This is a genomic window from Candidatus Binatia bacterium, from assembly GCA_029248525.1.
GTDB lineage: Bacteria > Desulfobacterota > Binatia > UBA12015 > UBA12015 > UBA12015.
This window is the reverse complement of the sequence record JAQWJE010000022.1, coordinates 18,298-42,644: the sequence shown is the minus strand read 5'-3', so window position 1 is coordinate 42,644 and position 24,347 is coordinate 18,298. Positions and strand designations below refer to the sequence as shown.

Annotated in this window: 17 protein-coding genes; 9 read left to right on the top strand and 8 right to left on the bottom strand. The window is 61.6% G+C overall.

Annotated elements, in window-relative coordinates:
• Positions 1-484 precede the first annotated feature (484 nt).
• Entirely contained in the window at positions 485-2,581 is a 2,097-nt protein-coding gene (locus tag P8K07_05435; GenBank protein MDG1957966.1) for a hypothetical protein, read from the bottom strand.
• 549 nt (positions 2,582-3,130) lie between these two features.
• Here P8K07_05435 and P8K07_05430 point away from each other — a divergent pair.
• Positions 3,131-4,963 (top strand): hypothetical protein, encoded by a 1,833-nt coding sequence (locus tag P8K07_05430; GenBank protein ID MDG1957965.1) that lies wholly within the window; start codon positions 3,131-3,133, stop codon positions 4,961-4,963.
• Between the two features lie 89 nt (positions 4,964-5,052).
• Here P8K07_05430 and P8K07_05425 read toward each other — a convergent pair whose 3' ends face one another.
• From P8K07_05425 to P8K07_05415, 3 genes are read right to left on the bottom strand one after another with little or no spacing between them, the layout of a single operon-like run.
• A complete protein-coding gene (locus tag P8K07_05425; GenBank protein ID MDG1957964.1) occupies positions 5,053-7,095 on the bottom strand; it encodes a sulfatase in 2,043 nt (680 codons plus the stop codon).
• A 35-nt stretch (positions 7,096-7,130) separates the two neighbouring features.
• Positions 7,131-8,132 (bottom strand): GDSL-type esterase/lipase family protein, encoded by a 1,002-nt coding sequence (locus tag P8K07_05420; GenBank protein MDG1957963.1) that lies wholly within the window; start codon positions 8,130-8,132, stop codon positions 7,131-7,133.
• Positions 8,133-8,135: 3 nt separating this feature from the next.
• Positions 8,136-8,855, bottom strand: a complete 720-nt coding sequence (locus P8K07_05415; protein ID MDG1957962.1) for a glycosyltransferase family 2 protein — start codon at positions 8,853-8,855, stop codon at positions 8,136-8,138.
• An 18-nt stretch (positions 8,856-8,873) separates the two neighbouring features.
• On the opposite strand from P8K07_05415, the gene P8K07_05410 reads away from it, so the two are divergent.
• Positions 8,874-10,364, top strand: a complete 1,491-nt coding sequence (locus tag P8K07_05410) for an NTP transferase domain-containing protein (protein MDG1957961.1) — start codon at positions 8,874-8,876, stop codon at positions 10,362-10,364.
• Positions 10,361-11,191 carry a methyltransferase domain-containing protein gene (locus P8K07_05405; protein MDG1957960.1) on the top strand — a complete coding sequence of 277 codons (831 nt, stop codon included), beginning with the start codon at positions 10,361-10,363 and terminating at the stop codon, positions 11,189-11,191. The genes P8K07_05410 and P8K07_05405 overlap by 4 nt, the downstream gene beginning before the upstream one ends.
• 54 nt (positions 11,192-11,245) lie before the next feature.
• Here P8K07_05405 and P8K07_05400 read toward each other — a convergent pair whose 3' ends face one another.
• Complete coding sequence (locus P8K07_05400; protein MDG1957959.1) at positions 11,246-13,213, bottom strand: hypothetical protein; 1,968 nt, start codon at positions 13,211-13,213, stop codon at positions 11,246-11,248.
• A gap of 460 nt (positions 13,214-13,673) precedes the next feature.
• Here P8K07_05400 and P8K07_05395 point away from each other — a divergent pair, with 460 nt between their 5' ends.
• The gene (locus tag P8K07_05395; GenBank protein MDG1957958.1) at positions 13,674-14,984 is read left to right on the top strand and encodes a sulfatase; all 1,311 of its coding nucleotides are present in this window, start codon (positions 13,674-13,676) and stop codon (positions 14,982-14,984) included.
• Between the two features lie 122 nt (positions 14,985-15,106).
• Here the strand turns inward: P8K07_05395 and P8K07_05390 are convergent, their stop codons facing one another.
• Positions 15,107-16,432 (bottom strand): hypothetical protein, encoded by a 1,326-nt coding sequence (locus tag P8K07_05390; GenBank protein MDG1957957.1) that lies wholly within the window; start codon positions 16,430-16,432, stop codon positions 15,107-15,109.
• Between the two features lie 117 nt (positions 16,433-16,549).
• A complete protein-coding gene (locus tag P8K07_05385) occupies positions 16,550-18,034 on the bottom strand; it encodes a phospholipid carrier-dependent glycosyltransferase (GenBank protein ID MDG1957956.1) in 1,485 nt (494 codons plus the stop codon).
• A 294-nt stretch (positions 18,035-18,328) separates the two neighbouring features.
• Here P8K07_05385 and P8K07_05380 point away from each other — a divergent pair, with 294 nt between their 5' ends.
• Together P8K07_05380 and P8K07_05375 are read left to right on the top strand one after the other, a co-directional pair.
• Positions 18,329-18,562, top strand: coding sequence for a hypothetical protein (locus tag P8K07_05380; protein ID MDG1957955.1), 234 nt, complete (start codon positions 18,329-18,331; stop codon positions 18,560-18,562).
• Positions 18,563-18,717: 155 nt separating this feature from the next.
• Positions 18,718-20,292: an alkaline phosphatase D family protein gene (locus tag P8K07_05375; protein MDG1957954.1), complete on the top strand. Its 1,575-nt coding sequence runs from the start codon at positions 18,718-18,720 to the stop codon at positions 20,290-20,292.
• Between the two features lie 42 nt (positions 20,293-20,334).
• Here P8K07_05375 and P8K07_05370 read toward each other — a convergent pair whose 3' ends face one another.
• Positions 20,335-20,655, bottom strand: a complete 321-nt coding sequence (locus P8K07_05370; GenBank protein ID MDG1957953.1) for a hypothetical protein — start codon at positions 20,653-20,655, stop codon at positions 20,335-20,337.
• A gap of 311 nt (positions 20,656-20,966) precedes the next feature.
• Between P8K07_05370 and P8K07_05365 the strand changes: the two genes are divergently transcribed.
• The 3 genes from P8K07_05365 to P8K07_05355 all read left to right on the top strand — a co-directional run bounded on the left by P8K07_05365 (position 20,967) and on the right by P8K07_05355 (position 24,248).
• Positions 20,967-21,368, top strand: coding sequence for a nitroreductase/quinone reductase family protein (locus P8K07_05365; protein ID MDG1957952.1), 402 nt, complete (start codon positions 20,967-20,969; stop codon positions 21,366-21,368).
• Positions 21,369-21,561: 193 nt separating this feature from the next.
• Complete coding sequence (locus P8K07_05360) at positions 21,562-23,058, top strand: metallophosphoesterase (protein MDG1957951.1); 1,497 nt, start codon at positions 21,562-21,564, stop codon at positions 23,056-23,058.
• Complete coding sequence (locus P8K07_05355; protein MDG1957950.1) at positions 23,055-24,248, top strand: metallophosphoesterase; 1,194 nt, start codon at positions 23,055-23,057, stop codon at positions 24,246-24,248. The genes P8K07_05360 and P8K07_05355 overlap by 4 nt, the downstream gene beginning before the upstream one ends.
• The last annotated feature ends 99 nt before the right edge of the window (positions 24,249-24,347 follow it).

The following is a 24,347-nucleotide window of genomic DNA, read 5'->3' as shown; positions in this document are numbered from 1 at the left end:
CAGTCCTCCGGTCGCTGGAGTTACGGAAAAGTCGGATCCTTCCATGCTCGTGCCGTGCGAGGCGGCACCTGCGTCTCCGACCAGTGGTACACCTGCCCATAGGCAGCTGATCTAGTAGGGCCCACGCAGGCCGGTTGGTCGAGTCCCATCGCCAGAATTCTGTCGTTTAAGGATGATGTCCCGTTACGTGCCCTGATCCGCGAGGGCGAAAACCAAGGCAATCCGTAACTCGTCATCGCCTAACGTCGCTTATCGGGGGTTCGATTCCCCCCGCCTCCACTTTTTTTGCCTCGCGAGGTGGAGGGCGGACTTCGCTCAAAAGGTTGGGAGTTGACCTCCAGCGGGCGATTGCATGTCCTGCCATCATGTCCCGATGGCCTTGACTGCAAAGCCGCCACTTTGTTTTGCCTTGTGCGGCCAGACCGGAGCCTCCTCGGGCTCAGGGCTGGAGCAATACCAGTTGGCGGCGGCAAGGCTCGTTCGGTTACTTTCCCCGGGGGGGCACCGCGACGAGTAGCGGCTCCACCCCGCAGGTCTTCAGGTTCCGGCCGCCCTGCTGAAAGAGCTCGAGGCGCAGTCGCCGGGGCAATTGTCGGCGTCCATTCACCCATTCGACCTTCTGATCCAGATGGCCATCCACCGGAACGTCCCCTTCGAGTCGAATTCCCTTCCCCGCGCAGACCTTCGTTTCCGCGGCGCAAATATTGAGGCGCAGCAATTTCGAGGTATAGGCTCCAAGCGCCGGCCACGGCTCCGGTCCGGAATTGTGAAATCGCAGCTTGATCAGAAGCTTGTTCTGATTCCACGGGGGGCGAACGATGCTCAGAAGCTCGATCCTTCCCGGACAGCTTTCGCTTACGTCGGCCCGGGGGTTGCCTTCCAGTGTCCGAGCGCGGCTGAGAAAAAGGTCGCGCCGATTATCCTGCATGGGCAACACCACGCGATAGAGATCGCTCGAGCCATAGCCGCCGATATACTGCAGGCCCGGCATATCCCGCTGGGGCCACGGACGCATGGGTCGCCCCTTTTCCTTCCGGTGGATCACGATCCAGCCGATATCGACGGTGTCGACAAGGCGTTGGAGGGCGGATAGTTCAGGAAGCTTTTCTGCCAGAGTTTGAATGAGACCGTTTGAGTCGGGGGGATGACCGCTATAGCCATCGACGATCGGTTGCCAATGGGTCGTGCTCCCCAGCATTCGCTTCGCTGCCGTGACTCCCCATTCACCCTTGGGTAGCTCCAGGACGGCGCGGCCGTCGCCTGATTCAGCGAGCGCCCGGTAGACATGACCGGGTTCGGCCCCCCGATCGACCTTCCTCAAGGGATGCTGCTCGGGTGCAAAGATACCGATAAAGGAGACGCCAATTAGCACAGCGAGGATGCGCCGGGGCCAGGACGGAAGCCGCGCGAAGACCGCTTGCATTCCCAGTCCGGCCAGCAACGCAATCGAGATCTCGACGAGAACGAGAAAGCGCGTCGGGGAACGAACTGTCGACATGCCCGGAATCATATCGGCGGCAAGGGTGTAGACCCATCCCGTAGGAACGCCGATCAGCCGGCCGTGCGGTCCGGCGGCGAGAACGAAACCGAGAATCCCCACGAAAGATGCCCCCACGATCGCAGCCAGAGGCATTCGGCGACGGGGAATCAGCGCTACAAAAGCAAATGCCCAAACGAACCACGGTACCCAGTTGGCATTGAAATTTCGTATGGCCGCGAGCGTGCGCCGCTGGGACATATTCCAGGGAAGGTCTGCGCCTTGGATATAATCGGGAAGTTCCGCGCCCAGGGCGAGACGCAGGTAGGGTAGGTGCAGGGGTACCAGGATGATGACCGCGAGGAGCGCCGCGCCGGCGAGGGCAAGGAGTCGGCGCGCGTCCAATTGCGACCGGTAGAACCAAAGAGACGGTAATGTCCACGCCACCACTCCGAACATTGCAGCAAAGGCCAGATATACCGATGTGGCTGCCTGCATGCCGAGCATCAGCCCAAGCCCCAACATATCGCGCCAGCGCGCCGAGGCGAGAAGGCGATCAATGAAGAAGAGCGCAAAGATCAGGCCGAAGCTTGCGAGCAGGTAAAACTTGACGACTCTGGCATCAACGCTCGGCGAGAACGTAAAAAAGAGCGCCGCCAGAATGGCCGCCTCGGGTCCCGTATAGCGACGGAGCAAGACCTGGACCGAGAGCCCACGCAGGACAAAGATGGCGAGAATCGTGATGTTGGTCGAGAGGATCGGATTCGCCGTCGCCCAGTAGGTTGGCGCATACAACGGGAGCAGCCCAAAAAAGTGCTCCGAAAATGTCAAAGATTCGGGCATCGGGTAGAAGATATTCGCGTCGAAAATTCCCAGGGGGTCTGTGACGAGGGCCCGAGCCCCCCATGCGAGAGACCAGACGACCAGTTGGAGATCCTCAAAAACGAGAGCAACGCCATCCATTTGGCCGGTGAGGTGATCGTCGATGAACCAGACGAGGGGATCCAGCCACCAAAGAGCGAGACAAAGGTAGAGAAGAGCCGAACAGGCCAACTCCCGCCACGATGCTCCTTCCGGTTCGAGACCGGTCGCGCTGGGGCTCATGAAGGTCCGCATCCCGGACAGCGGCAGACTCCGCTTCGGCGCAACTCGTGCAGGCGAGCTGAACTCAGGTTAGCCCCCCGCCAGATAGAGTTTTGGGTTGCCGCCTTCATATTCCTTCCACCGGGACAGCCAAAGCGCCCGTTGAGCCTGAAGTTTTGCCGGAAATATGCGTGGACCGCAATGACTCGCGACGCGCTCGCTCCTTCAGGAAATATTCTTGCCCGCAGAGGCGATCGCGCATCCGGTCGGGGGTTGACCGCCAAGAGTCACTAGGGGAAAAGTACCACTCAATGATGACCGCCGTCAAGATTGTCGGGATGACGGCAGCAGCGTCTGGCCCCGCTGGACGGCGCCAGGTGCGAGTCTTTGCGTTTCGCTCCAGGTTCCTGCTTGCCGGTTGCGAATCTCGATCGACCGGATCGACAAAGGTTTCCCGTTCGATGCGAGGCGAAGCGCGGGCACTCTCGAATTCGTCATGCCGACCACACCTCTCTTCACTCTCCGAGCTCCGTGGCGACACAGCGTGGTGAGGCCTGAAGGATCACGGTCTTGTTAGGCGGGGTGGAGCGAGCCGGGAACGCCTTGCCTGCGCGTAAATTGCCGGGTGGGATCGAAACCTTTGGCTGGACTTTACTCTACCTCGCGGCCACGGTCCTCCAGACATGGCCGCTGGCCACGAAGATGACCAGCCACCTTCCCAATTCTTCGATCGCCGGGCTCGACCTTCTGCATATCGGTTGGTCCATGGCTCACCAGAGCCGCGCCCTGGTCGAGTCTCTGGGTGCCTATGCCGACGCAGGCATCTTCTATCCGGCGTCTCACTCGCTTTTCTACGGGCAGACGGCCATCGGGGCACTGCCGGTTTTCGCACCGACCTATCTTGCGACGGGTAATCCGACGCTGGCACTGAATATCCTCTTGCTGGTTGGCTGCACCGCGACAGCCCTCTCGCTCCACCTGGTGCTTCGTTTTGCCACGGGCTCCAACGCGGCCGGTTTTGTCGCCGCATGGACTTTTCTGATGTCTCGTTGGCTCCTGTGGACCTTCGTTCCATCCGTTCCGAACTACTCGCTGCTGTTCCTCTTTCCGATTGTGATTCTGCGTGTCTCGCAACCGTGGAGCAGCTTTCGCGCCGCCCTCTGGGTGCTTCCGCTGATCGTGGCGCAATGCCTGCCCGACGTCGCCTATATGGCCTTCTCCCTGCTCGCCGCTCTCGGGGTTGTCGCCGTGATGAACCTGGCCACCCGCTCGCGACGCGCGGACGGGTGGCGGCTCATGACGATCCTCGCGATGACTGTGGTCATCCTCGCTCCCCTCTACGCGATGTACGCCTATATCTCGTCCATCAATCCCGAGCTGGCAACGCAGACTCGATGGCTCGGCATGGGGCAGGGGCCAACCGCCTTTCCCTGGGCCTTCTATCGCTCCGGACATCCCGCTTCGGTGCCGATCCTGGCAACGCCGTTGGTCATCGCAGGCAGCTTGTTCCTGCTTTTGCGATGGCGCGAGGAAGGTAGCTCCCTTGTCACCCGCATTGCGGCTGTCTCGATGGTCTTTCTCCTGGTGGGGCTCTGGATCTCGCTCACCCCCAGCATCCTCTGGTTCGAGACCACGGTCGAAATGCCACATGCCTGGTTCGCGGAGATCTTTCCGCTTTATGAGCGCTTCCGCGTGCCCGCACGGCTGGGCATCAGCGCGCTGATCGGCATCTGCATGTTGGCGGGGCTGGCGACGGCAGAGATCATCCGGCGCCTTGGCGCGCGCAGGCAGGCACCCCTGTCACCCGCTATCGCTGCGTCCATTGCCATTGTCATCGGCGCGGTCTGGGCCGGACAGACCTTTTTGGGAATCGCCTCGCCCGTCGCGCCACCGGTGCGGCAATCTCTGCTCGCTTATCCCATGTTGAAGGCACCGAGCCGCGATTCGGACTTGGTGCAAGCTCTGGAATCGGGATCCGGGACCGTTCTTGAACTCCCGACAAATCCCCGTCGCCCTTTGCGCGATTCCGAGGCCATGTATCGCGCAATCTTTCATCAACGCCCGTTGGTGAACGGCTACAACGGCTACTGGCCGTCGGGCTACCTGGACCGAGTCTCACTGGCAAGGAAGCTTCCCGATCCCGAAAGTCTGGCCGAGTTGGTGCGGGGAACCAACTTGACGCATATCGTGGTCCACCCACGAGCCCTTGCGCCTGTGGCGCGGCAGCGTTGGCAAAAGCTGCCGGCGATACTTGACGGAGTTCTTGTCCGCGAAGCGCAGGACCCCGACGGGCGCTGGATCCTGTTCCGCGTGCAGGAACCAGATAGTCACCAACCCACTGCCCGGACGGGAGAGTCGAACACTTCTTTCCCTCCGGACCGCGAAGCGACTGGCGTCCAATAAGGAAAATTTCGCACCAATCAGAGCCCGGCCTGGTTCCCGAGAACCCGCTCGATTGCCCCCGGCGATTGCAGGAGCCCTTTCGCCGGTCTCTAGTCGGTGTAGCCGAGTGCTCTGAGCTTCGCTGCGGTATCTTCCGGTACGTTGTTGGTGTTGTCCGTCAGGTTGCCGCTCTGACTTTCGGTCCGGTATTGCGCGATCAGGGCTTTTCCTTCACTGCGCAGGGCTGGACTGTCGATGAGGGTTTCGGTCCCTGATTTCTCGTTGATGGCAAAGATCTGCAGGGCCCGCGGGTTGTCGCGGTGGCGCACGAAGCGATGGGTGTCGGTTCGTGCGGTGATGTGGTTGGCGATTTTACGACGGTTTTCTCCATACACGACACGCTTGGGTGGATTGGTCAGATCCTCGACATAGCGAAGCAAGGAGATGCCATTGGCCTCTGGCAGCGCAGGTTGGCCGGTAAGCTCCAGCAGGGTGGGCAGGATATCGACCACCGAAACCACCGAATCCACTCGAAGATCGGCCGGCAGTTTCCCGGGGGCGCGAATCATCAATGGTATGTGCATGACGGATTCGGGGAGGAAGCGGGAATGGCCGACGTGGCCTCCCACACCGAATGCTTCGCCGTGGTCTGATGTGATGATGACAATCGTGTCGTCTCCGATTCCGATCCTCTCCAACTCGGCAAGGAACTCTCCGACCACTGCATCGGTGTAAAGGACCTCACCGGTATAGGCGTTCAGTTGGTTGAGGTGGATCCGCCGAAGTTTGGTCGATAACCAATCGGGCGAGCCCGTGAAGCGATCGTGTTCTTCCGGCGGAAAGTAGGGAGAGTGGACCTGATAGGTGTGGACGAACAGGAAAAAGGGGTCCTTGCCGTGTTCTCGGATCCATCGGGTTGCGGTTGCCAGCGTCGCCTCGATGAAGCCGAGCACATGCTCATGGCTTGTGCCGTGTTCTTCACGGTAAAAATCGAATCCGCGTTCGAAGCCGCTGCTCGGCGAAATCATGGCGTTTTCCGTGACGGCCCCGGTAAAGTAGCCGGCCTCGGCGAAAAGCTGAGCTGCGATAGGGATTTCCCCCGCAAGGTGGCGATCCGGACCGACAACATGATGCTTGGAGGGGTAGACGCCCGTCAAGATGCTCATATGCGAGGCGGTGGTCGACGGGTAGGTCGTCATTGCCTTGGAGAAGGTGACGCCCTGGCGACCAAAGGCATCGATGTTCTCCGTCAGGCTGCTGCCGTCACGAACTTGCCCTACGAAATCGCCGCGCAGGGTGTCGAGTGAAATCAGAATCACGCTGGGCGGCTTGGGACCCTCCACCTGGCTTGTCAGCAGCGGCGATCCGAAGAGAGGCGCGATCAGGTTCGCACCCGGCCCCGATTCGGGTTCCGCCTCGAATTGGAAGACGGCTTCCTGCCCGGAGAATTGTTCCAGTGCCAGGCTATGTTTCTGCCAGACCGCAGGCTCGTCTGGCCGCAGAACCTTGTCCAGAAGATCGTGTCGCTTGCCCCCGGACTTCGCGATGATCCGGAAGCGAGTGGGTCCGGCCCCGACAGCGACCGCTCTGGGGTCCAGGCCCAGATGCACGACAAGCGTCTGGGCTCGGTTAATCTTCTGCGGCATGGATTGCCAAACACGTCTGTCGTCGGAGAGCTTCTGGATGCGAACCCTGACCTTGATGCTCTCGTCAGGGTCCCCGGCGCCTGGCAACGCTCCTTGCAGGCGGTCGGTTCCGGCGGGAAGCAGCAAGGGGGGCAGGGCACCGTCGTCGAGCAGGTTCCTCGGGTTGCGAACCGATTTGACCAGCGCGGCCTGACCTTGCAGTGATGGCGGCCGTTCCAGATCGAGAAAAGCGACGCCTTTCTTGTCGGTGGTCAGGAGGCCGTCAAAGATCTGTTGGCCACGCGAGCAGCCGAGGGCCGGCCGCAGGACGTCACCGACCGCGCAGCGTGGCGACTCTCGGGAGCCGACGTTCATGTCCTCCCATAGCCGCAGGGAAATGCTGCGCGATCGATCAGGGTCTGAACCCTGCGGGCAGCCGAGGAGGAACGCGGCTGTAGTCAGTACCAGAATCTTGGAAGGCAGGCGCACTGCCGCACCATAAGAAACCCGCGGCTTCAGGACAACCAACCGGAAATCTCCCGCCAGGGGCCTCCGGTGACGACCTAGGGTTTCTGGTCGTCAGATCCCCTCGGTGATGCCAGTCCTGAAAGTGGGGCTGCCAGTTCCCGCGATAGCACCGACGCAACGATCCCGTAGCCCTTCGCCGTCGGGTGCCTGTCGGGGAGAAAAAGCGGATCACATTCAGCTTCATTCCGACATACCACCTCGAAGGTCCGGTTGACGTCGATCAGAGTATCCTGCGCCTTCATTTCTGATCGAATGACTTCATTGGCCAGTTGATACAGGCCCTCGCTGGAGGGGTAGGTCAGCGCCACCAGAAGCGCGCCGGACTCGCGTGTCATCGCTGCGAGCGTGCGCAGGCTCTTTCTCAGGCCGCGTTCGGCTTGTCCCGGAGCCGCCGGTTCTCCGCGTGCACGAAAACCAACCGGGAAGCTCTCGCCCGAAATCGTGATGGTCTCCGACACATTCTCCTGCCGAAGAATCATTCCCTGGACCTGATCCTCCGCCTCGCGTGTGCGGAAATTCGGAGTTTCAGAAGGGGACTCATTGTCGCCGGCACGAGCAATGCGCCAAAGGCGATAGAGTCTGGACTGTTTGAGGAGAGTCGACGGTCCATCAAATTTTTCGGGAGACGAATCAGCAGCTGCAGGAAGCGCCCAGTAGTCGTTGGCCCCGACGAGCAGCAGCACGACGTCGGGGCGAAGCGTCGAGAGCAGCCTTTCGTAATCCCTCAAGATCGCTGCCGTTCCGTTGCCCGGGTAACCGAGGTTCAGGACTTCGATCTGCGCCCCTGCCGGATGTGTGGCATTCCAGAGCGCTTCCAGCTGGCTCGGATACGAATCCTGCTGATCGAGGTAGAGGCCGTAGGTGTTCGAGTCGCCCACGGCGAGCACCCGAAGACCCTCGCCCTGCCAGGCATTCTCGGCTTGTCGGCCTGTTTGCCGAATCACCCATGCCGCTCCCTGCAAGGTGCCCTCCAGAACCGCGACGGTCAACGCGATCAACGCGATCAGTCGGAGGCCGCGTCGGGCGAACAGGGCCATGGCTTACCTGCTCCGGGATCCGCCCAATTGCCGGCGGAGCGTGATCAGGCGTCGCCCGAACCTGAGAAATTCGGGAAGATGCTTCATCTTGGACGAACCAGTGGACCGCGGGGTGTAGGCCACCGGAGTTTCGACGATCGGAACCCCCGCAGAGACGAGCCGGGCAGAAAGCTCGAGCACGAATTCGAATCCTGAACTTTGGAGGTCATCGAGGGGCAAAACCCTGCGATTGAATGCCCGCACGCCCGTATAGAGGTCCGTCAAGTCTTGCCCGAACAGGAGATTGAAGAGTCCGGTCACCAAGCCATTCCCGAGCGATCTGTAGCGCTGCATGTCGATCGCAGAGGCTCCCGGGTTCAGAAATCTCGAACCGATCACGGCATCCGCATGGTCCAATCTGGCAATCATGGCCGGAATATCCTCCGGGCTGTATTCCAAATCCGCATCAATCACGACGACTCGTTCGCCGCTGCCGTACCGCATGCCGTCGAGAAGGGATCGGCCATAGCCGAGGTTCTCCGAGTGTTGGAGAATGTCGGCGATCCCGGCCTCCCGAAGCAATTCGACAGTCGCGTCGGCAGAGGCGTTGTCGACGAAGATGAGTCGGGCGTCCGGGCAGGCGTTGCGAAGTCGCAGCAGCAGATCCGGGATGGTCGAGGCCTCGTTGCATGTCGGGATGACGATGTCCGTGGGTCCCTTCACCTGCTTGCGTGCCTCCAGCATCTCGTCTACCCTCGGGCCGTGCCTGAGTTGTATGGCGTCATCCCTGCTGCCGGTCGCGGCGTCCGGGCCTACCCCTATACGAAGACGATACCGAAATCGCTTCTGGAAGTCGACGGAACGTCACTGCTGGAGCGCAACGTACTTCTCCTTCGCGACCAGTTGGCGATCAGCAAGATCGCAATCGTGGTAGGGCACCTCGGTGCAGCGATCCGCGATCACCTCGGCGACGGTTCGCGGCTTGGTGTGGAAATCGTCTACGTCGAAAATGACCGACTCAATCTCGAGCTTCCCTATTCGATCCACCTTGGATGCAGCCAATTCGACGGTCCCTGCTGCGTCATGCTTGCCGACGAATGCTACGCGGACACCAATCACTCGGAGTTGATCGGCCAGCCTGATGCACTGATCACCTGCACGTGGATTCAGGCCGAGTACCCCAAACACGTCCGAAACAACTACGAGGTCGAATTGGAGGGTAGCCGGATCCAGGCTCTTCGAGAAAAACCCGAGAAGGTGACGAGCCTGCGCATGGGAACCGGGACGTACCTGGTGTCCCCGGACGCCCAGCATCGCCTGGCTGCGACGTTTGCCGACGGCGCTCCGGGGCCTGGCGACTGGACGGGCTGGATCGACCGCCTCGCTCGATCCGGGGAACATATCGGCGCTCTTTGTCTGCGTGGCCGATACGTCAACGTGAATAGCCGCAACGAACTCAACTTCGCCAATCACCTCTTGCGAGAACGATCCTTCGAGGATCGCAAAACGTCGCTCATCTACGTCTGCGAGGGAAGGGACGAAGCCGAAGCCCTCGGGATTCGGCCTTTCGTCGATCGACAGGAAATAGCGGAGGTGATCGTCGTCGCCGGTCGAACGACGCCTTCGCTCGACCGGATCGCCGAGGAAGAGAAGGTTCGGGTCATCATCCCGGAAAAATCCAGCCCGGCACTCGGCGAAATGCTCCGACTCGGCATGGACTCCGCGACAGGCGATATACTCGTAACGACCATCTCCGACGATACCTTTTCGCCGGCCGACATCGCGAAATTACTCGTCTATCTGCAGGACGCAGACCTTGTTACCGGGACGCGGACAACTCGCCAGATGATCGAGCAGGGTGCAAATATGAGGGGCATCGTGCGCCTCGCGCATCTGGCTCTGGCGAAACTTCTGGAACTTTTCTGGTGGCGACTGGAGCCGCGCTTTACGGATATCTGCTGCGTCTATCGCGGCATGTGGGCGAACACGTACCGATTGATCAGAGACCAGCTCGAAAGTCCGGGAGTCGAGATCTTTCCGGAGATGATCATCGAAGTCCTCCGCGCTCGCAAGCGGGTCATTGAGGTTCCGGTCAACTATTTCAGCCGTGACCTGATCCACCCACACGTCCGATCAAGATACCAGACCCCCGGAACGTTTCTCCGTGTCCTGCGACTCATGGTACGCAAGCGTTTCGATGAGACCCGGCGCCTCTCGGGAGGTCGGTTCCAGGAAGGAAAGCCTCCCACTTGAAGCACGACGACCAGAAACTCACCAAGGGTGCCGAGGCGGATGAGTTCCGCCGTCTCGAGCGGGAGTGGCAAAATCAGATCGGCAAGGATCTGCTCGACGTCCCCTGGCAGCAGGAAGGAGCACGAGAAGTCTTCGAGCGGCAATTCGAGCGCATCGCTGAATGCCTCGACTTGAATTCCGCTGGTCTGATGGTGGAGATCGGATGTGGCAAGGGACACCTGCTCGAATTTCTTCAGGGACGCCGCGGTCCCGATGGACCCATGCTCGTGGGAATCGACGTATCCGAGGCCGCCGTTGGAGCCCGGGAGAAGGGCCTGCTCGCTCTTCGAGCGGATGGGGAGTTCCTGCCATTGCCGGACGAAAGCGTGAGCGCCTTTGTCTACGATGGGGCTCTCCACCACCTCATCGACTTCGAGGCCGGTCTGCGCGACGCCTATCGTGCGCTCAAACCTGGAGGCTCGTTCGTTCTTTTCGAACCAGTATCCTCGCCCTTCAGTCGTCTGGTGCATCGTATTCTTGACCCGATCGTGTTCAAGAAAGTTGAGTATGAGTCTCCGATCGATCAGCATTACAAAGACTTTTTCGAGGAGCGGCGCGTTTTCGGGACCCTTCGAGACCTTGGTATGCAATCCACGCATTGCCGAACGGATTTCCTCGCCTACCCATTGACCGGTTGTTATGCCGGATCGGCCTTTGGGCGATCGCCCCGGCTCATGAAAACGCTGCTCGCGATCGAGAGCGTCGCTCGCCGGATTCCCGTCTTCCGCCAGTTGGCCGGAGTCGTCAGCTGGCGTTTCCTGATCGTGGCAACGAAACCGGACGGCTGAGTTCCGTTCCCTCGTCTCCGTGTTGGCCCGTGATTCCTCCGGAACGCCGGGAGCTTACCTGACGTCCGCCGCCCCGGCGCGATATCGAGAGACGCGGTAAACACCCGGCTTGGCCACTGTCTGGTAGTTGGCATCGAGGAATCGTGCGACCTGCGGAAAAGCGGTTCGGAGATTCTCTGTGAAGCTGGACCCCGGTTGATCGATGAGCAGCGGTTTTGTCTGGCGGAGGCGCTCAATGACAAGTGCCTGGTCTACGCGCTTGCGTGCGCTCTCGTCGGGGAGCAATCCGAAGGCGACGAGATAGAGCGTGAATTCGTGCTCTTGCAGGGGCGAGGCTCGGTCGAGGAGGAAGTAGAAGAGCTGCTCGCCTGAAAATACGAATACGGGCTGGTCTGGTCGGGCCAGCTTGTTGACCCGTCGAATCACCCGATTGGTTTGGCGAAATTTCGTTTGGTTCGGGGAGCCACCCATCCATCCGATCTCCGTGGCGCGAGGCAACCAACCAATCGCGGCTGGCGTTTCGATTCGACTCCGCAGCAGGTCACGTACGGGAGCGGCCCCGAGCGCGAGAACGATGAGTGCAACGATCAGGCCCGGCCCGAAACGCCGGATCCCGTTTCGACCAAGCTCCTGGTCGGAGGAATTTCCGAGCCGATCGAGGATCGGGGCGAACAAGGGAAGGACGATCGGGATGACAGCGACAGCGTGCCAGATCTCGCCCGCGGGATAGAGAGAGAGCAGCGCGAACGAGGCGAAAATCGTGAACGCCAAATAGGACCGTTCTGCCGAAGAAAGTTGGACCCGGGTGTCTCGCCCGATCAAATGACGAACCTCGACCAGAGAGAACCAGACGAGGACAAAGGGCCCAAAGACCAGAAGATCGGACATGCCCAGAGTCCAGGGTCCGGGCCCGAACGCGTTTTGGGCGCAGAAGATCCAGGCCGCGAGGGCGGCCGCCGAGACGAGAGTCAGAACTCTCTTGCTCCATGGGAAATCTGGCGTGCCCGGCGTGTCTCGAGTCGAAAGCCAGCGCACGCCGAGAGCTGAGGCCAGTGCGACCACCCACAGGAGTCCTGTCGTCGTGTCGAGGGGCAGAGGTTCGATCCAGTTCACGAGGGCAGGGAGCCCGGAAACCGTGAGAAAGGTCTGACCGAGGCCCCGGCTGAAATAGAACGCTGCCCAGCAAGCGGTCGGAAGAAGGAAGCTGATGGAGAGGACGACCCATGCCCGGAATGTTCGCAGCTGGGCTCCCCTCTCCGGAGGCTGGCGAAGCTCTTGTCGTCCGAGAAGAGCGATGCAAAACAGAATCGGTGCGATCAGAAAGACGAAGTTGCTCGCCGGATTTCGTGGCAGGAGGTAGATGGCCGCCACCGCGGTCGCGATGAGCAGCACTGCCCATCGCGAGAATCGAACGACTCTATTCAGGAAAGCCGATGATTGCCGCTGTTCGCCGTCGGATTCCGTCAGAAGGTAGAGAGCGAGTGCCAGAAAACCGAAGGCACCGGCTGTCTGCTTGAAAGTCGTCGCAAAACCGAACATCAGGCCTGCCACGGCGCACGCCACCAGAAGGCGGCCCCGCAGCGCGAGAAACGCAAGGAAGCCACCGAGGCAGAGGACTGTGCCTACGAAACTCGGATAGATCGTGGTGAGAATGGGAAAGGGTGCCCCCCAAAGGGCCGTCAAGAGCAGGAAGACGCCCAGAGAGGCGATGCGACCCGAGACACGGCGCGCCGCCATGTAGACCAGAACGCAGGCAGTCGCCTTGAGGGTCAGTACCAGCATGCGCAGCACGGCCAGATCCTCACCAAACATCGAAAAGGCGCCACCCCCGAGGAAGAAAATGGAGGGACCGTAGAAAATCTCGAAGTCCTCTACCGGTAAATCGCCGTTGGCAACGCGCCAGGAACCGTAGGCGAGAAATCCCTCATCCAGTAATTCCAATGGGAGAAGAATCCCGAGGCTCATATAGGCAAAGGCGAAGGCGAATAGAGCGCCTCTGCCCGCGAGGCTCCCCGGATTCATGGCCGCGCCTCCATCGTCCGTCCTGCCTTATGCCTCGAGATCGAGAACCTGTATGCAGCGTTCCTGATCCGAAATGCCGCGTGCAAGGATATGATGATTCGATGGCTTGAAGCCATTGAGCAGCCGCCGACAGGACGACCGACAAGACGACCGAGAAGACGCTCGGGAAGCTGCTGCGGCGACATGCTCGGTAAGTTGCCAGCAACGAGGGGAAAAGCAAATCAACTTCCGGGTGTTCCGCTCGGAAGTACCGTTGGTCGGGAGCCTTGCCCGATGCTGCTGTCTGCCACGCGAGAAATGACCACAAGACGCAGGGGATCGCGTCTGATATCCTTCCCGGGATGGTACGCGCCATAACCCACCTGAAAGGGCAATCGACCCAGTGGCTCCGGTGTATTCAGTGCTTCCGGCTGCTCCAGTGGCGTCCGGAGAATCAGGTTGCCTCGGGGAGGTTTCCGACGTGAGGATCAAGTCCCTGCTGCTGCTCGGTTTACTCTTGGTCGTGGCGTTCCTCGGCCGAGGCTTCTTGTTCGAGGACAGCTCGCAGCCCTCAAGTCCGGCGCCTCAGGTCCAAAAGTCCTCCGACTGGAAGCATATCTTTCTGATTGTCGTCGATACTCTGAGGCGCGATCATGTCTCGCTCTACAGCGATGTTTTGCGGACCCCGAACATGGAGCGCCTGGCCGCGGAAGGACAGACTTTCGAGGCCGCCACGGCTTCGTTCCATCAGACCACGATGTCCATGGCCGCTCTTTTCACGGGTCGCACTCCCAGCCTGGAAAAGTCCGGAGGCGGAACACTGGACTGGAATGGGAAGACGTGGTGCGGGCTCGCCCGAATGGCCGAGGAAAATTTGGACTCCTGCATTCCGCGGGGCCTGCCGACCCTGGCCGAGGGTATGCGCGCGGCCGGCTTTCGCACGATCGGGATTTTAGCCAACGAACTCCTCTACACGCCAGGCGGTTTCGAGCGCGGCTTCGATGAATGGGTCGAGATCGCACCGGTCGACGGGAAAGCATCCACTTTCGGGAACGTTTCCAAGAAAATCTCGAGACGCCGGAGCGCTCCCGCAGTCAACGCGGAGCTCCTCCGGGTCCTCGACCAGCAACCGGCCGACCAGCGGCTCTTCGTCTACCTCCACTATATTGACGTCCACGAATATCTGGTGCTCCGACGACCCTACGCGGAAACGATCACCTCTTTCGACACACACCTGGGCGAGCTGCTCGACGAGCTCGAAGCACGAGGCCTTCTCTCCGACAGCCTCATTGTTCTAACCTCCGACCACGGTGAGGCTCTTGGGGAGGAGCACGCTCTCCCCTCGACAAGCGGGCATTTCGGCAACCCGTCGTTTCAACCCGTTCTTGAAGTCCCGCTGATCACTTCCCGCCCGATCCCCGTGCCCAGCGACACTCTCCTCCGGAGTCAGGACATATTTGATCTTCTATTGCGCCTCGCTGGCGAGGAGACGGCGGGTCCACAGGACGTGTCAGCGAGCGAACTCTTCGTCAGCGAAAACAACTTCCAGACGTATCGGAACGGCCGTTGGAAAAGTACACGCTCCCGCTCGGACGGCGTTCTGGCCCTCTTCGACCTCCAGACAGACCCTGGTGAAACAATCGACGTGGTGGGCCAGCATCCGGAGATCGCCGCAGAACACGAGAGCCGTATCGACGAAATCGCGACCAAGCTCGCCAACGAGACGGAAGGACCCACCGGCCTCAGTGCCTACGACGAAGAGCGACTTCGCCGCCTCGGATATATCGAGTAGGCGGTCGGCCCGGCGGGCCAGTCCGCAGGAGCACACGCAGGCCCGTGCACAGGACCACTTGCAGGATCGCTGACCGGCCAGGAAATCCGGCTCGCTCTTCCCCGGTGCCATTTCGGCGCGAGTCAGGAGCGGTTCCGGAGCAGTTTCCCGAGGCAACGGCCGAGTTCGGTGTCTGTCGGATCCCAGAGTCGCTCGGGGGCCTTGTCCACATTCGCCGGCCGCGCGTTCCAGCCACAAGGGTAGGCGCGGACGCCGACCTCCATCGCGGCAAGTGACCAGAGCAAGGCAGCGACAAAGGCGACTCGCGCGGGACCACGGCGCAATGGCGGCGCGATGGCGAGCCAGAGCGCGAAGAAAGGCAGAAGGTCGTTCATGTAGCGAGGACCGAATACCCACCCCGCCCACCATGTGGCGATGAATCCGTAGAGCGCGAAGACCAGCAGGCCCGCTACGGTGATCGCCTGCAGCGGTTCGGAAGATCGACTTCGTAGGCCGAGGAGAAGGCCCGGAAAAGCGAAGAGCAGCACCGGGCTGTAGACAAAGAGGCCTCGGCTGGGGGCCACCAACATGCCCAGAAGGTGTGCCGGTGAAAAGCTGAAATAGGAAGTGACGGAGTGACTCGTCGCGATCCCGGAAACGATCTCGGCGCGGCCTCCAAGCAGGGATCCGTGAAGGGCATAATTCGCAGCGAGTGCCGCCCCTCCGATCGCCGTCACGACTGCGCCGGTGAGCAAAGCCGATCGCCGATCGCTGTTGCGGTAGGCGTCGAGGATCACGAGGATCGCGGCTGGAACGAGAATCGGTCGACACGCCGTCGCCATGGCAAGTGCGGCGCCCGCCCAAAGGTAGGCGCGAGGAGTCTCCCGCGCCCGGGTCCATGCCCAGAGTCCGAGGACCATCCAGAGGGCACTGGAGGTGTGCTGCCAGAGGCCACTCGCATTGAGCGTACGATGGCTGGACGCAAGCGCGAAGATGACCGTCACCAGAATTGCGCGACCAGGGGAAACCGTTTGCAATAACCAGAGGAGAAGCAGGAAGACGGTGAGCGCTGCGGTGATCGCAGATACGCGCACGAAGTCATTGGGTCCCAATGGACCCTGCGCGGTTTCGACCATCCAGGCGATCGGCGCGAACGTCAGGGGGGAGGCGAGGGGCTCGATCCCCAGAAGTCTTCCGTCCCTCCAGACGACCGCATAGTTCGGATCTTTTCCCTGTTTGGCCGAGGGGTAGAACTCATCGAGATCGAGATCGCCGCGCTCGACCAGAGAGCGGGTGGTCTGCCAGCCCGCAATGGTTTCGCTGACGGCACCGAGAACCGGGTTGCGCATATAGAGAGAGACGAGCGCGGGAAGCAGCAGGATGGCGAGGACTGAGATCGCCAATATCTTTCGCTTGTTGGTGCGCTCCGCCGGGAGGATGCCCGCGGATTTGAATGGGCCGGATTGCATCGGAGAACGATTTCCAGTGCTCCGCGTTATCAGCTTTGTCGATCGGGGGGAAGTTGGATCCCGGGGTCTTCCCTCGCGGGGGCGTGACTTCGATGTGATTCTCTCCGACGACCGGTGCTATCCTGAAGGATCTTTTTTGCCCCTCCCGTCTTCGGGGAAGAAATAGAGGATCGTCCCGTCGAGGTTGGCTTCGGGCAGTTGTTTTGACCAGGTCAGCCAGGCGCGCTTGAACCCCTCGGCGGTGCCCGGACTGTTGGAGAAAAGTTTCTCGGTGAAGAAGAGGCCGGCCCAGATGGCTGTGCAGGCAGAGAAAATCAGCAACGCCTTCCGTGCTCTCGGCACGAGTGCGGTTGCTGCTCGGGCAAAGAAGAGCGTACCCGCTCCTGCAATGGGCAGCATATAGGAGCCCTTGATGGCGGCCGCCGACGGCGCTCGCAGGGAGAAAGCCAGAAAGAGAAGGACTCCGAAAGACCATAAGACGACCAGCGGGGTCCACCGCGAGCGTCCTCGGCTTCGCACCGCCGAGCCGACGGCGAGAAAGAAGCCCGCGAGCATCCCGGCTGCCGGGACGAGGCCGAGCGTGGCAAGCAGAAAGCCCCAGGGCGATCCGTCCCGGTGGAAGTCGTCATCGGTGCGATGGAGGAAGGGATCAAACCAGATCGAGGCGTGGGTCAGTCCCCAGACGTTGGCCATTGCGGGGTTCCGGTTGGCGAGTCTCGCCCGGAGCGGTCCCGTCTGAAAGAGTGAAGGGCGCCGGATGGCCATCGGGTCAATCCAGAGGTAATCCGTCACCTGGCGCGGCCGGATGATCATGCTGTTCTCGGTTTTTTGCATGGGGCCGATCTCGCGTGTCATCGGTACGGGGGAGCCCGTCACCAGGAAGTTGCGGAGGTAGACGGGGCCGGCGACGATCAGGAGCGTGACACCAAGGGTCGCCAGAGCAGCGAGTGTCCCGGGATTTGGTCGTCGCACGACGAAGGGCACCAACACGGCTGGGAGAAGAGGCAAAGAGTTGTATTTGGTGATGATGGCCAGACCGATTGTCAGGCCGGCAAGACAAGCGGCCCGACGGTTGGTGGGATCTGCCTGCAGGGCGAGAATCGGGGGGATCGCGAGCACCGCCATTGCGGCGCACAGGGCCTCGTTGCCGATCATTACGGCAGCCATCTGGTTGCTTGGTACAAAGAGGAAGAGGGCAGTGGCCACCCAGGCCGTGGGCCCGGACGCTCCAAGCGAGCGAGCGCATCTGTAGAGCACTATTGCAGCAAGAAGTCCCGCCAGCGCCCCAATCATACGAAGGCCGAACTGAACGACATCGGGTCCGAGGGGAGCCAGGAGCTTCCATACGCCTGCGCCGAGGACGTAGTATGTGGGCGGATGGAAGGTCGACCAGCCCTCGGTGGGATGTGGCAATCGCCCCTCGTCCACCAATGTGAAGACATAGGCGGCATGACCTGGGCCGTCGTACCCGCGCAGCGAGGGGATGGCGGCTGCATTCCAGGCGCGTTGGCCCGTCGCTGCGACCAGCAGAAGAGCGAGAAAGATCCACTCCGCGCGGGGCCGCCGTCGCGTTCTTTCTGTATCCTTCCTCGCTGATGTCACTTGCGCCCCAATCTCTTCCGTCGACCGGTCCCCGTGTTCGGCCGGACCTCGAACGGGTTGGCCTCATGGCCGATCGGTGTCCGTTGCCGATCCATGCCTGAACCCGGGGGTGTAACACATGGTGAGGTGCGACGGGAACGAAAGGAAGGATCGGGACCGGGCTTTACTCGCCAGGAGACCGCAGCTCCGGGGTGGAGAAGAACCCATAACTGGCAGGGGCCCGTATGTCCGCGGCGGCCCGGCGATGGATCAGAGCGTTGCCCTCGTCGTTCCGGAAGGGATAGAATGCCGCCGATGAGTGCCACATGGGCTATTGTTCTGATCGGTGCGCTGTTGGGCACCTTCGGGTTCTTCATGGCGCTCGTCAGTGAGGACGGCGGAGACACTCTGCGCGGAGTGTTCCTCATGACGGCCGCTTTCGGCTTGACCTCGGCGTGGCTGGCGTTGAAAGCCCTTCGTTGGCTCTGGCGGGAAATGCGAACCATCAGGATCGTCGAACTCGACGACGACGGAAATCCGAAAAGGTAGGGTGAGTGAACGCGCTTAAAGGAAGGAAAGAAGGACGAAAGGGGGCAGAGGCCGCCGCGTGCGAGGTCGGGAGTGGACGGCTGGAAGGCAAGTGCGGCAAGAAGGGCCTTGGTGTCAGCTACCGTCGACCCGGCCAAATGTGATAGAGCTTCCCCATGACGCGACTTTCACGACGAGAGGTACTGCGACTCGCGACGGCCCTCGGCCTGCTGCCCATCGCCGCCTGCGGCGATGGCAGCACGGCGGCCGACGGGTCGTCTCTGCCTGAATACGAATCCTCCGGGGAGGTCGGTCCCGAGGGGCTGTTCTCGCACAGCGTCGCGAGCGGGGATCCGCTCGCGGATCGTGTGATCCTCTGGACGAAGGTGTCCCCCGGACGCGACGGCACGGTCGACGTGTTCTGGGAGATGGCCGAGAGCGAGGACTTCGCCGCTCCCATTGCGGCGGGGTGGTTCCCCACGGACGAGTCACGCGACCATACGGTGAAGATCGACGTCTCGGGCCTTTTGCCCGGCGCGACGTACTACTACCGATTCCGCGCGCTCGACCGCGCGTCTACGACCGGCCGCACGCGCACGACTCCCGTGGGCGACGTCGAACGCGTCCGCATGGCCGTTGCCTCGTGCTCGCGCTACAGCTCGGGCTACTTCCACGCCTACAGGGGCATCGCCGCACGTGACGACCTCGACGTCGTGCTGCATCTCGGGGACTATATCTACGAGTACCAGAGCAATGGCCGCGATGGAGAGCGCGCGCATCTCCCCGACCGAGAAATCGTGACCCTCGATGACTACCGGGCGCGCTACGCACAGTATCGGTCCGACCCCGATCTCCAGGAGGCCCACCGCCGCCACCCTTGGGTCGTCGTGTGGGACGATCACGAGTCGGCGAACAACGGATGGCGTGATGGCGCGCAGAACCATCAACCCGACGAAGGCTCCTGGGTCGAGCGCCGACTCAACGCGGAGCGCGCCTACTCGGAGTGGCTCCCCATTCGCGACCAAGCCGATGGACGCATCTTCCGTGCCTTCCGCTTCGGCGACCTCGTCGATCTCACCATGCTTGACACCCGACTGTGGGGCCGCTCGGCGTCAGCGGAGGATGCGGCGGATCTCGCAACGATTCGTGATCCGGACCGGACGATCCTCGGCTTCGATCAGGAAGAGTGGCTCGACCTGCAGGTGCGCGACTCGAGCGCGCGGTGGTTCGTTCTCGGGCAACAGGTCGCGATGTCCCAGACCAAAGCGATCGGGCTTCCCAACTCTCAGGGAGGCGGCACTATTTTCAACGTCGATCAGTGGGACGGTTACGAGGCCTCGCGCACTCGGTTTTTCGATTCGATCGAGCGACACGGACGCGACAACCTCGTCGTTCTGACCGGCGACTTGCACGTCTCGGGCGCCGGCGACCTCACCCGCGATCCGAACGAGCCTTCTGTCTACGAAGCGGGGACCGGCCGGGGCACTCTGGGCGTCGAGATGCTCACTACGAGTGTGACCTCGCCGAGCACATCGATTCCGGCGGGGGTCGAGGAGATCATCTTCGCCCAGAACCCCGCGGTTCGCTACGTCGAGCTCGATTCGCGCGGCTATCTGGTGCTCGACGTCGATCACGAGCGGGCGCGCGGCGAGTGGTACCTCCTCGACGACGTCTGGGAGCAGGAAGCGGTCGAGAGACTCGACGCGGCCTGGATGACGCGAAGCGGCGCCGGCTACATCGAAGAAGCCTAGCCTCGGGAGCGGATCGCTCGAAATCTCAGGCTCCGCCTGATTTTACGTGCCGGGGCAAACCGACACGCCACCTCCGGGAGGGGCAAAGCCTTCCGAGTCCCTGATCCATCCCTTGACGGCCATGCAGCTTGCGAACATGCCGCCATTGAGGCAGCTGGTTTGCTTCGAGCCGGCGCTACCGAAGTCACTATTGATGTAGATGCCCAATTCGGAATACCGCATCATATTTTCCTGCAGGCACTGGTGTCGGGTCTCGAGGTATTCCTGATAGCTGCCACCGGGCTTCGAATACCTGCTGGCGCAGCCCGAAATCGCGACGGCCAGCAACAGGAGCATCGTGCCGTTTCCGAATCCTTTTCTCATGATGCTCTATTGTCCGACTTCTAGCCGTGCCGTCAACTCCATGTCCTCCCTGCCGATTGGTGAGAGGCTCGGACGGCTGGCGCCTCTTCGCGTGTGTCTCCGGTGCCGGTGGGAGCAGATTGCACGCGCTCGCTGTGCTGCCGGTCGCCCGCGGGGCAACCGGCAGGAATCCCGGCGCAGAAGGGTTCCTGATCGGAGTTGCCACCAAAGCATTTGCAATTCCGGCAGGCTGATGAAGGACTGGAAGGGGCGTCCCCGCAGCAGGATGCAGGCACAAGAAGGCCGGACAGGTTGAATCGAGGAGACAGAAGATGAAAGCACTCAAATATGGAGCGATCGCGATCCTTGTCTACATGGGCATCGTTTTTACCTTTGAATCCATGCTGGGGATCTTCCAGCCGGAGAGCGAATCGACCATCGTGATCATGACGGTGGATGCTTCCGGTCAAAAGGAATCGCGGGTCATCTCTCCGGTGTACGATGACGGCACGCTCTATGTTTCGGCCAATCACTGGCCGCGTTCCTGGTATAACCGCGCGCGCGAAAACCCCGATGTCGAGGTCACCGAGAAAGGCATGACACGGGCATATACCGCAGTCCCGGTAAGCGGTGCCGAGGATGCTCGCCTGCAGAAAGATTATGCGCACCCACTCTTCTTCCGCATCCTGACCGGCTTCCCGTCGCGCGATTTCCTGCGACTGGACCCTCGATGAGCGATCATTCGGTCCTGGTTGGTGCGACGTCTGCGGGGACCTTTCTCGAGGGGGCGGTTGGGCGCAAATTTTCGGGAACGCTGACGAGATTCACCCCAACTCGATTGATTTTTGCGGAGAAGAGAAGCCTTTCTCGTTATTCTCCAATGTATTGCGGCGGGGTTGGTTTCGTGGCCCCTTGGATGCGACGACTATGAGTGTGCGAAAATTAAATTATCAATTGATGATTGTGGGGCTCGGTGCGGTGCTGGTCTCGAGTTGCGCAGACTCGGCGCGAGGTCCGCAAGAACAGGCGATTACGTCTTACGTGATCCTCGGCGGGGCCGCGGACACCGGGCCTGCGGCTTACGCACGTGCCATCGTCACCGCGCAGAGCCGAGGCTGTCCGGAATTGATCGACGACGGCGGCGGCCGCCTGCCGATGAGCCGTCGCGAGAACCCACATGGGTTTTCTGTCGGCGTCTGCGAGGCCATCCTTCCGTTCGAAAAAGAGTTTCGGGTCTCCTGGTCCGGACAGTCGTTGCCGTTGGCGGCCCTCGCCCCCGAGCGGTTGCTCCTGGCTGGGGATACGGGGTGTGATGCCGACGATTGCCCCCCGGGTACACCGGCCCAGCCGCTGCAACGGATGGCGCAGAACATCTCTACCCTCGATCCAGCTCCGCAGGTCATCATCCACGTCGGCGATGTGAACTATCGAGGCACTCCGAAATATGCCGATGACGAAAAGACTCTGCTGATCTACGATGCAGGCGACCACGTCGACGGTCCAGGATGCAGCCTCGATCGCCCCTACATCAGTCAGAACGCAGCCTATAGCGATTTTCCCGACAACTGGGAAGACTGGTGGATCGAGTTCTTCGAGCCCGCAGAGCCACTATTGCGTGTGGCGCCGCTGGTGATCGCACGGGGCAACCATGAATTGTGCAGTCGCGCGGGTCCTGGCTGGCTCTACTTCCTCGATGCAGGAAGCAATCTCGATCAGTCCGGTCAGACTTCATGTCCGGCCCAAGGTGGGGCGGTGCCGCCGGTCGGCGACGTGCTCGACCGCGTCCTCGTTCTTCCGCCCCGAGTCATTGATCTTGGCACCCGGCGCCTGGTCGTCATCGATTCGGCCAACGCCTGCGACTATTTCGCTCCAGAGTCGACAACGGAGATCTACGCCGGCCAGCTGTCCGAGGTTTTCGATGCAACGGATCCGGATCCGAGCCGGCCGACCTGGATTGTCACCCACAGACCCTTGATCGGCGTTGTGGGACTCTGCTCCGTGGAGAGCGATCCGGATTGCCGTCCGGAGATCAACAACCGGACGCTGCAAGCCGCCTGGCTGCGGGCCTTCGGTGGACCCGCGGGCCTCTCCCCCGTGGAACTCGTGGTCTCGGGCCATATGCATCTGTTTCAGGGGTCCCGCACGACCGAGCCGGGCTCCGGCCTGTGGCCTCCACAGCTTGTGGTGGGCAACGGCGGCGTTGCGGCCGAGAGCGGCCCCGGTCCGGGATCGCTCTCCCTCGAATCCGGAGATCTCTCCATCCGTGGACTCACTTCAAGCGCTCACTGGTTCACGACCGTCACGGTGGAAAAAAGTGGAGGTTGGAGCGGGTTGGTTCTCTCCAGCCCGGACCGACCGGCAATCGCTGTCTGCAAGGATGCCAGTCCGGAGATCCGGCTCTGCAGCCCCGCAGGGGCTTCATGAATCGGCTGCTGCGAATCGCTCTCGTCATGCTCGGCGGAGCGGAGATCCTGATCCTCCACTGGGCCTTGCTCGTCGGGGGCGGCGCGGGGCTTTCGCCTGAGACAGCGGCTGTCGGGTTCGTCGTAGCATTCGTCGCGAACGTTCTTCTCCTGTCGCTGGCGCGCCGCCAAATGCGCGCCAAGGGCCTCGGCCTCGTGTTCAGCCGGACCTGGATTATCGGCAGTATCGCGGCCTTGTGGGCGGGGCTTCTGCTGGCGATATCCTTCGTGGCTCTGGGTCTTGGGCTCTTGGTGGTTGGGCTATTTGTCGATGTGGGCGGCTCGACGTCGGCGGCGTTGCTGAGTATCGGCGGTGGCGTCGCGATCGCGTTTGGTTTCGGGTCGATCCTCTGGGGGTACCTGATCGGACAGCGATGGGTATCGGTGAATCCTGTCGAACTGCCGCTGGCGGGGGCCGGTGATTCCCTCTCGGGGCTGCAGGTCGCCCAGATTACCGATCTTCATATCGGGCCGATGATGCGGGCACCGAAGCTCCGAGGTTACGTCGATCGCATCAACCGGCTCGAGCCTGATCTGATCGTCATCACCGGAGATATTTTCGACTTCGATCCGCAATATATTGAAGAAGGGTGCACGGAGCTGGCGCGGCTGCGCGCCAAGCGAGGCGTTTTTGCGGTTCTTGGCAACCATGATGTCTACACCGGAACCGAGCGTGTCGTTGCAGGCATTCGCGAGCATACCGATATCCGCGTGCTGCGCGACGAGTGGGTCGAGATCGACGTGGACGGCACGCCGATATGTCTGGCGGGAATCGAGGACCCCGGCGAGGGCTGGCGCGAGAAGGAGTCGGAGCATCCCGCGCTCGATGTCCTCGCACCGAAGATCCCCACTCATTTACCGCGAGTTCTGCTTGCACACCGCCCGAGCTACTTTGCCCACGCCTCAAGAGCCGGCTTTCAGGTGGTGCTTGCCGGACATACCCACGGCGGCCAGCTCCGTTTTCCTTTCGCGAAGAACTTCAATGCCTCGCGCGTCATCGCCCATCATACTGCGGGGCGTTTCGATATGGATGGGTCGACTCTCTACGTAAACCAGGGACTCGGTGTGGCAGGGCTGCCGGTCCGCCTGAATTGCCCGCGCGAGATCAGCCTGATCCGGTTGGTTGACGCCCCGGCGGTTGCTGTCGCGTGATGAGCTGACATTCGCCATCGGGCGGGGCTGGGTTTGCGGCTCCAGGGCAGGGATGAAGTCAGGCGCCACGGTGAAGTAAGTATAGGGTTGCCGGGTGTC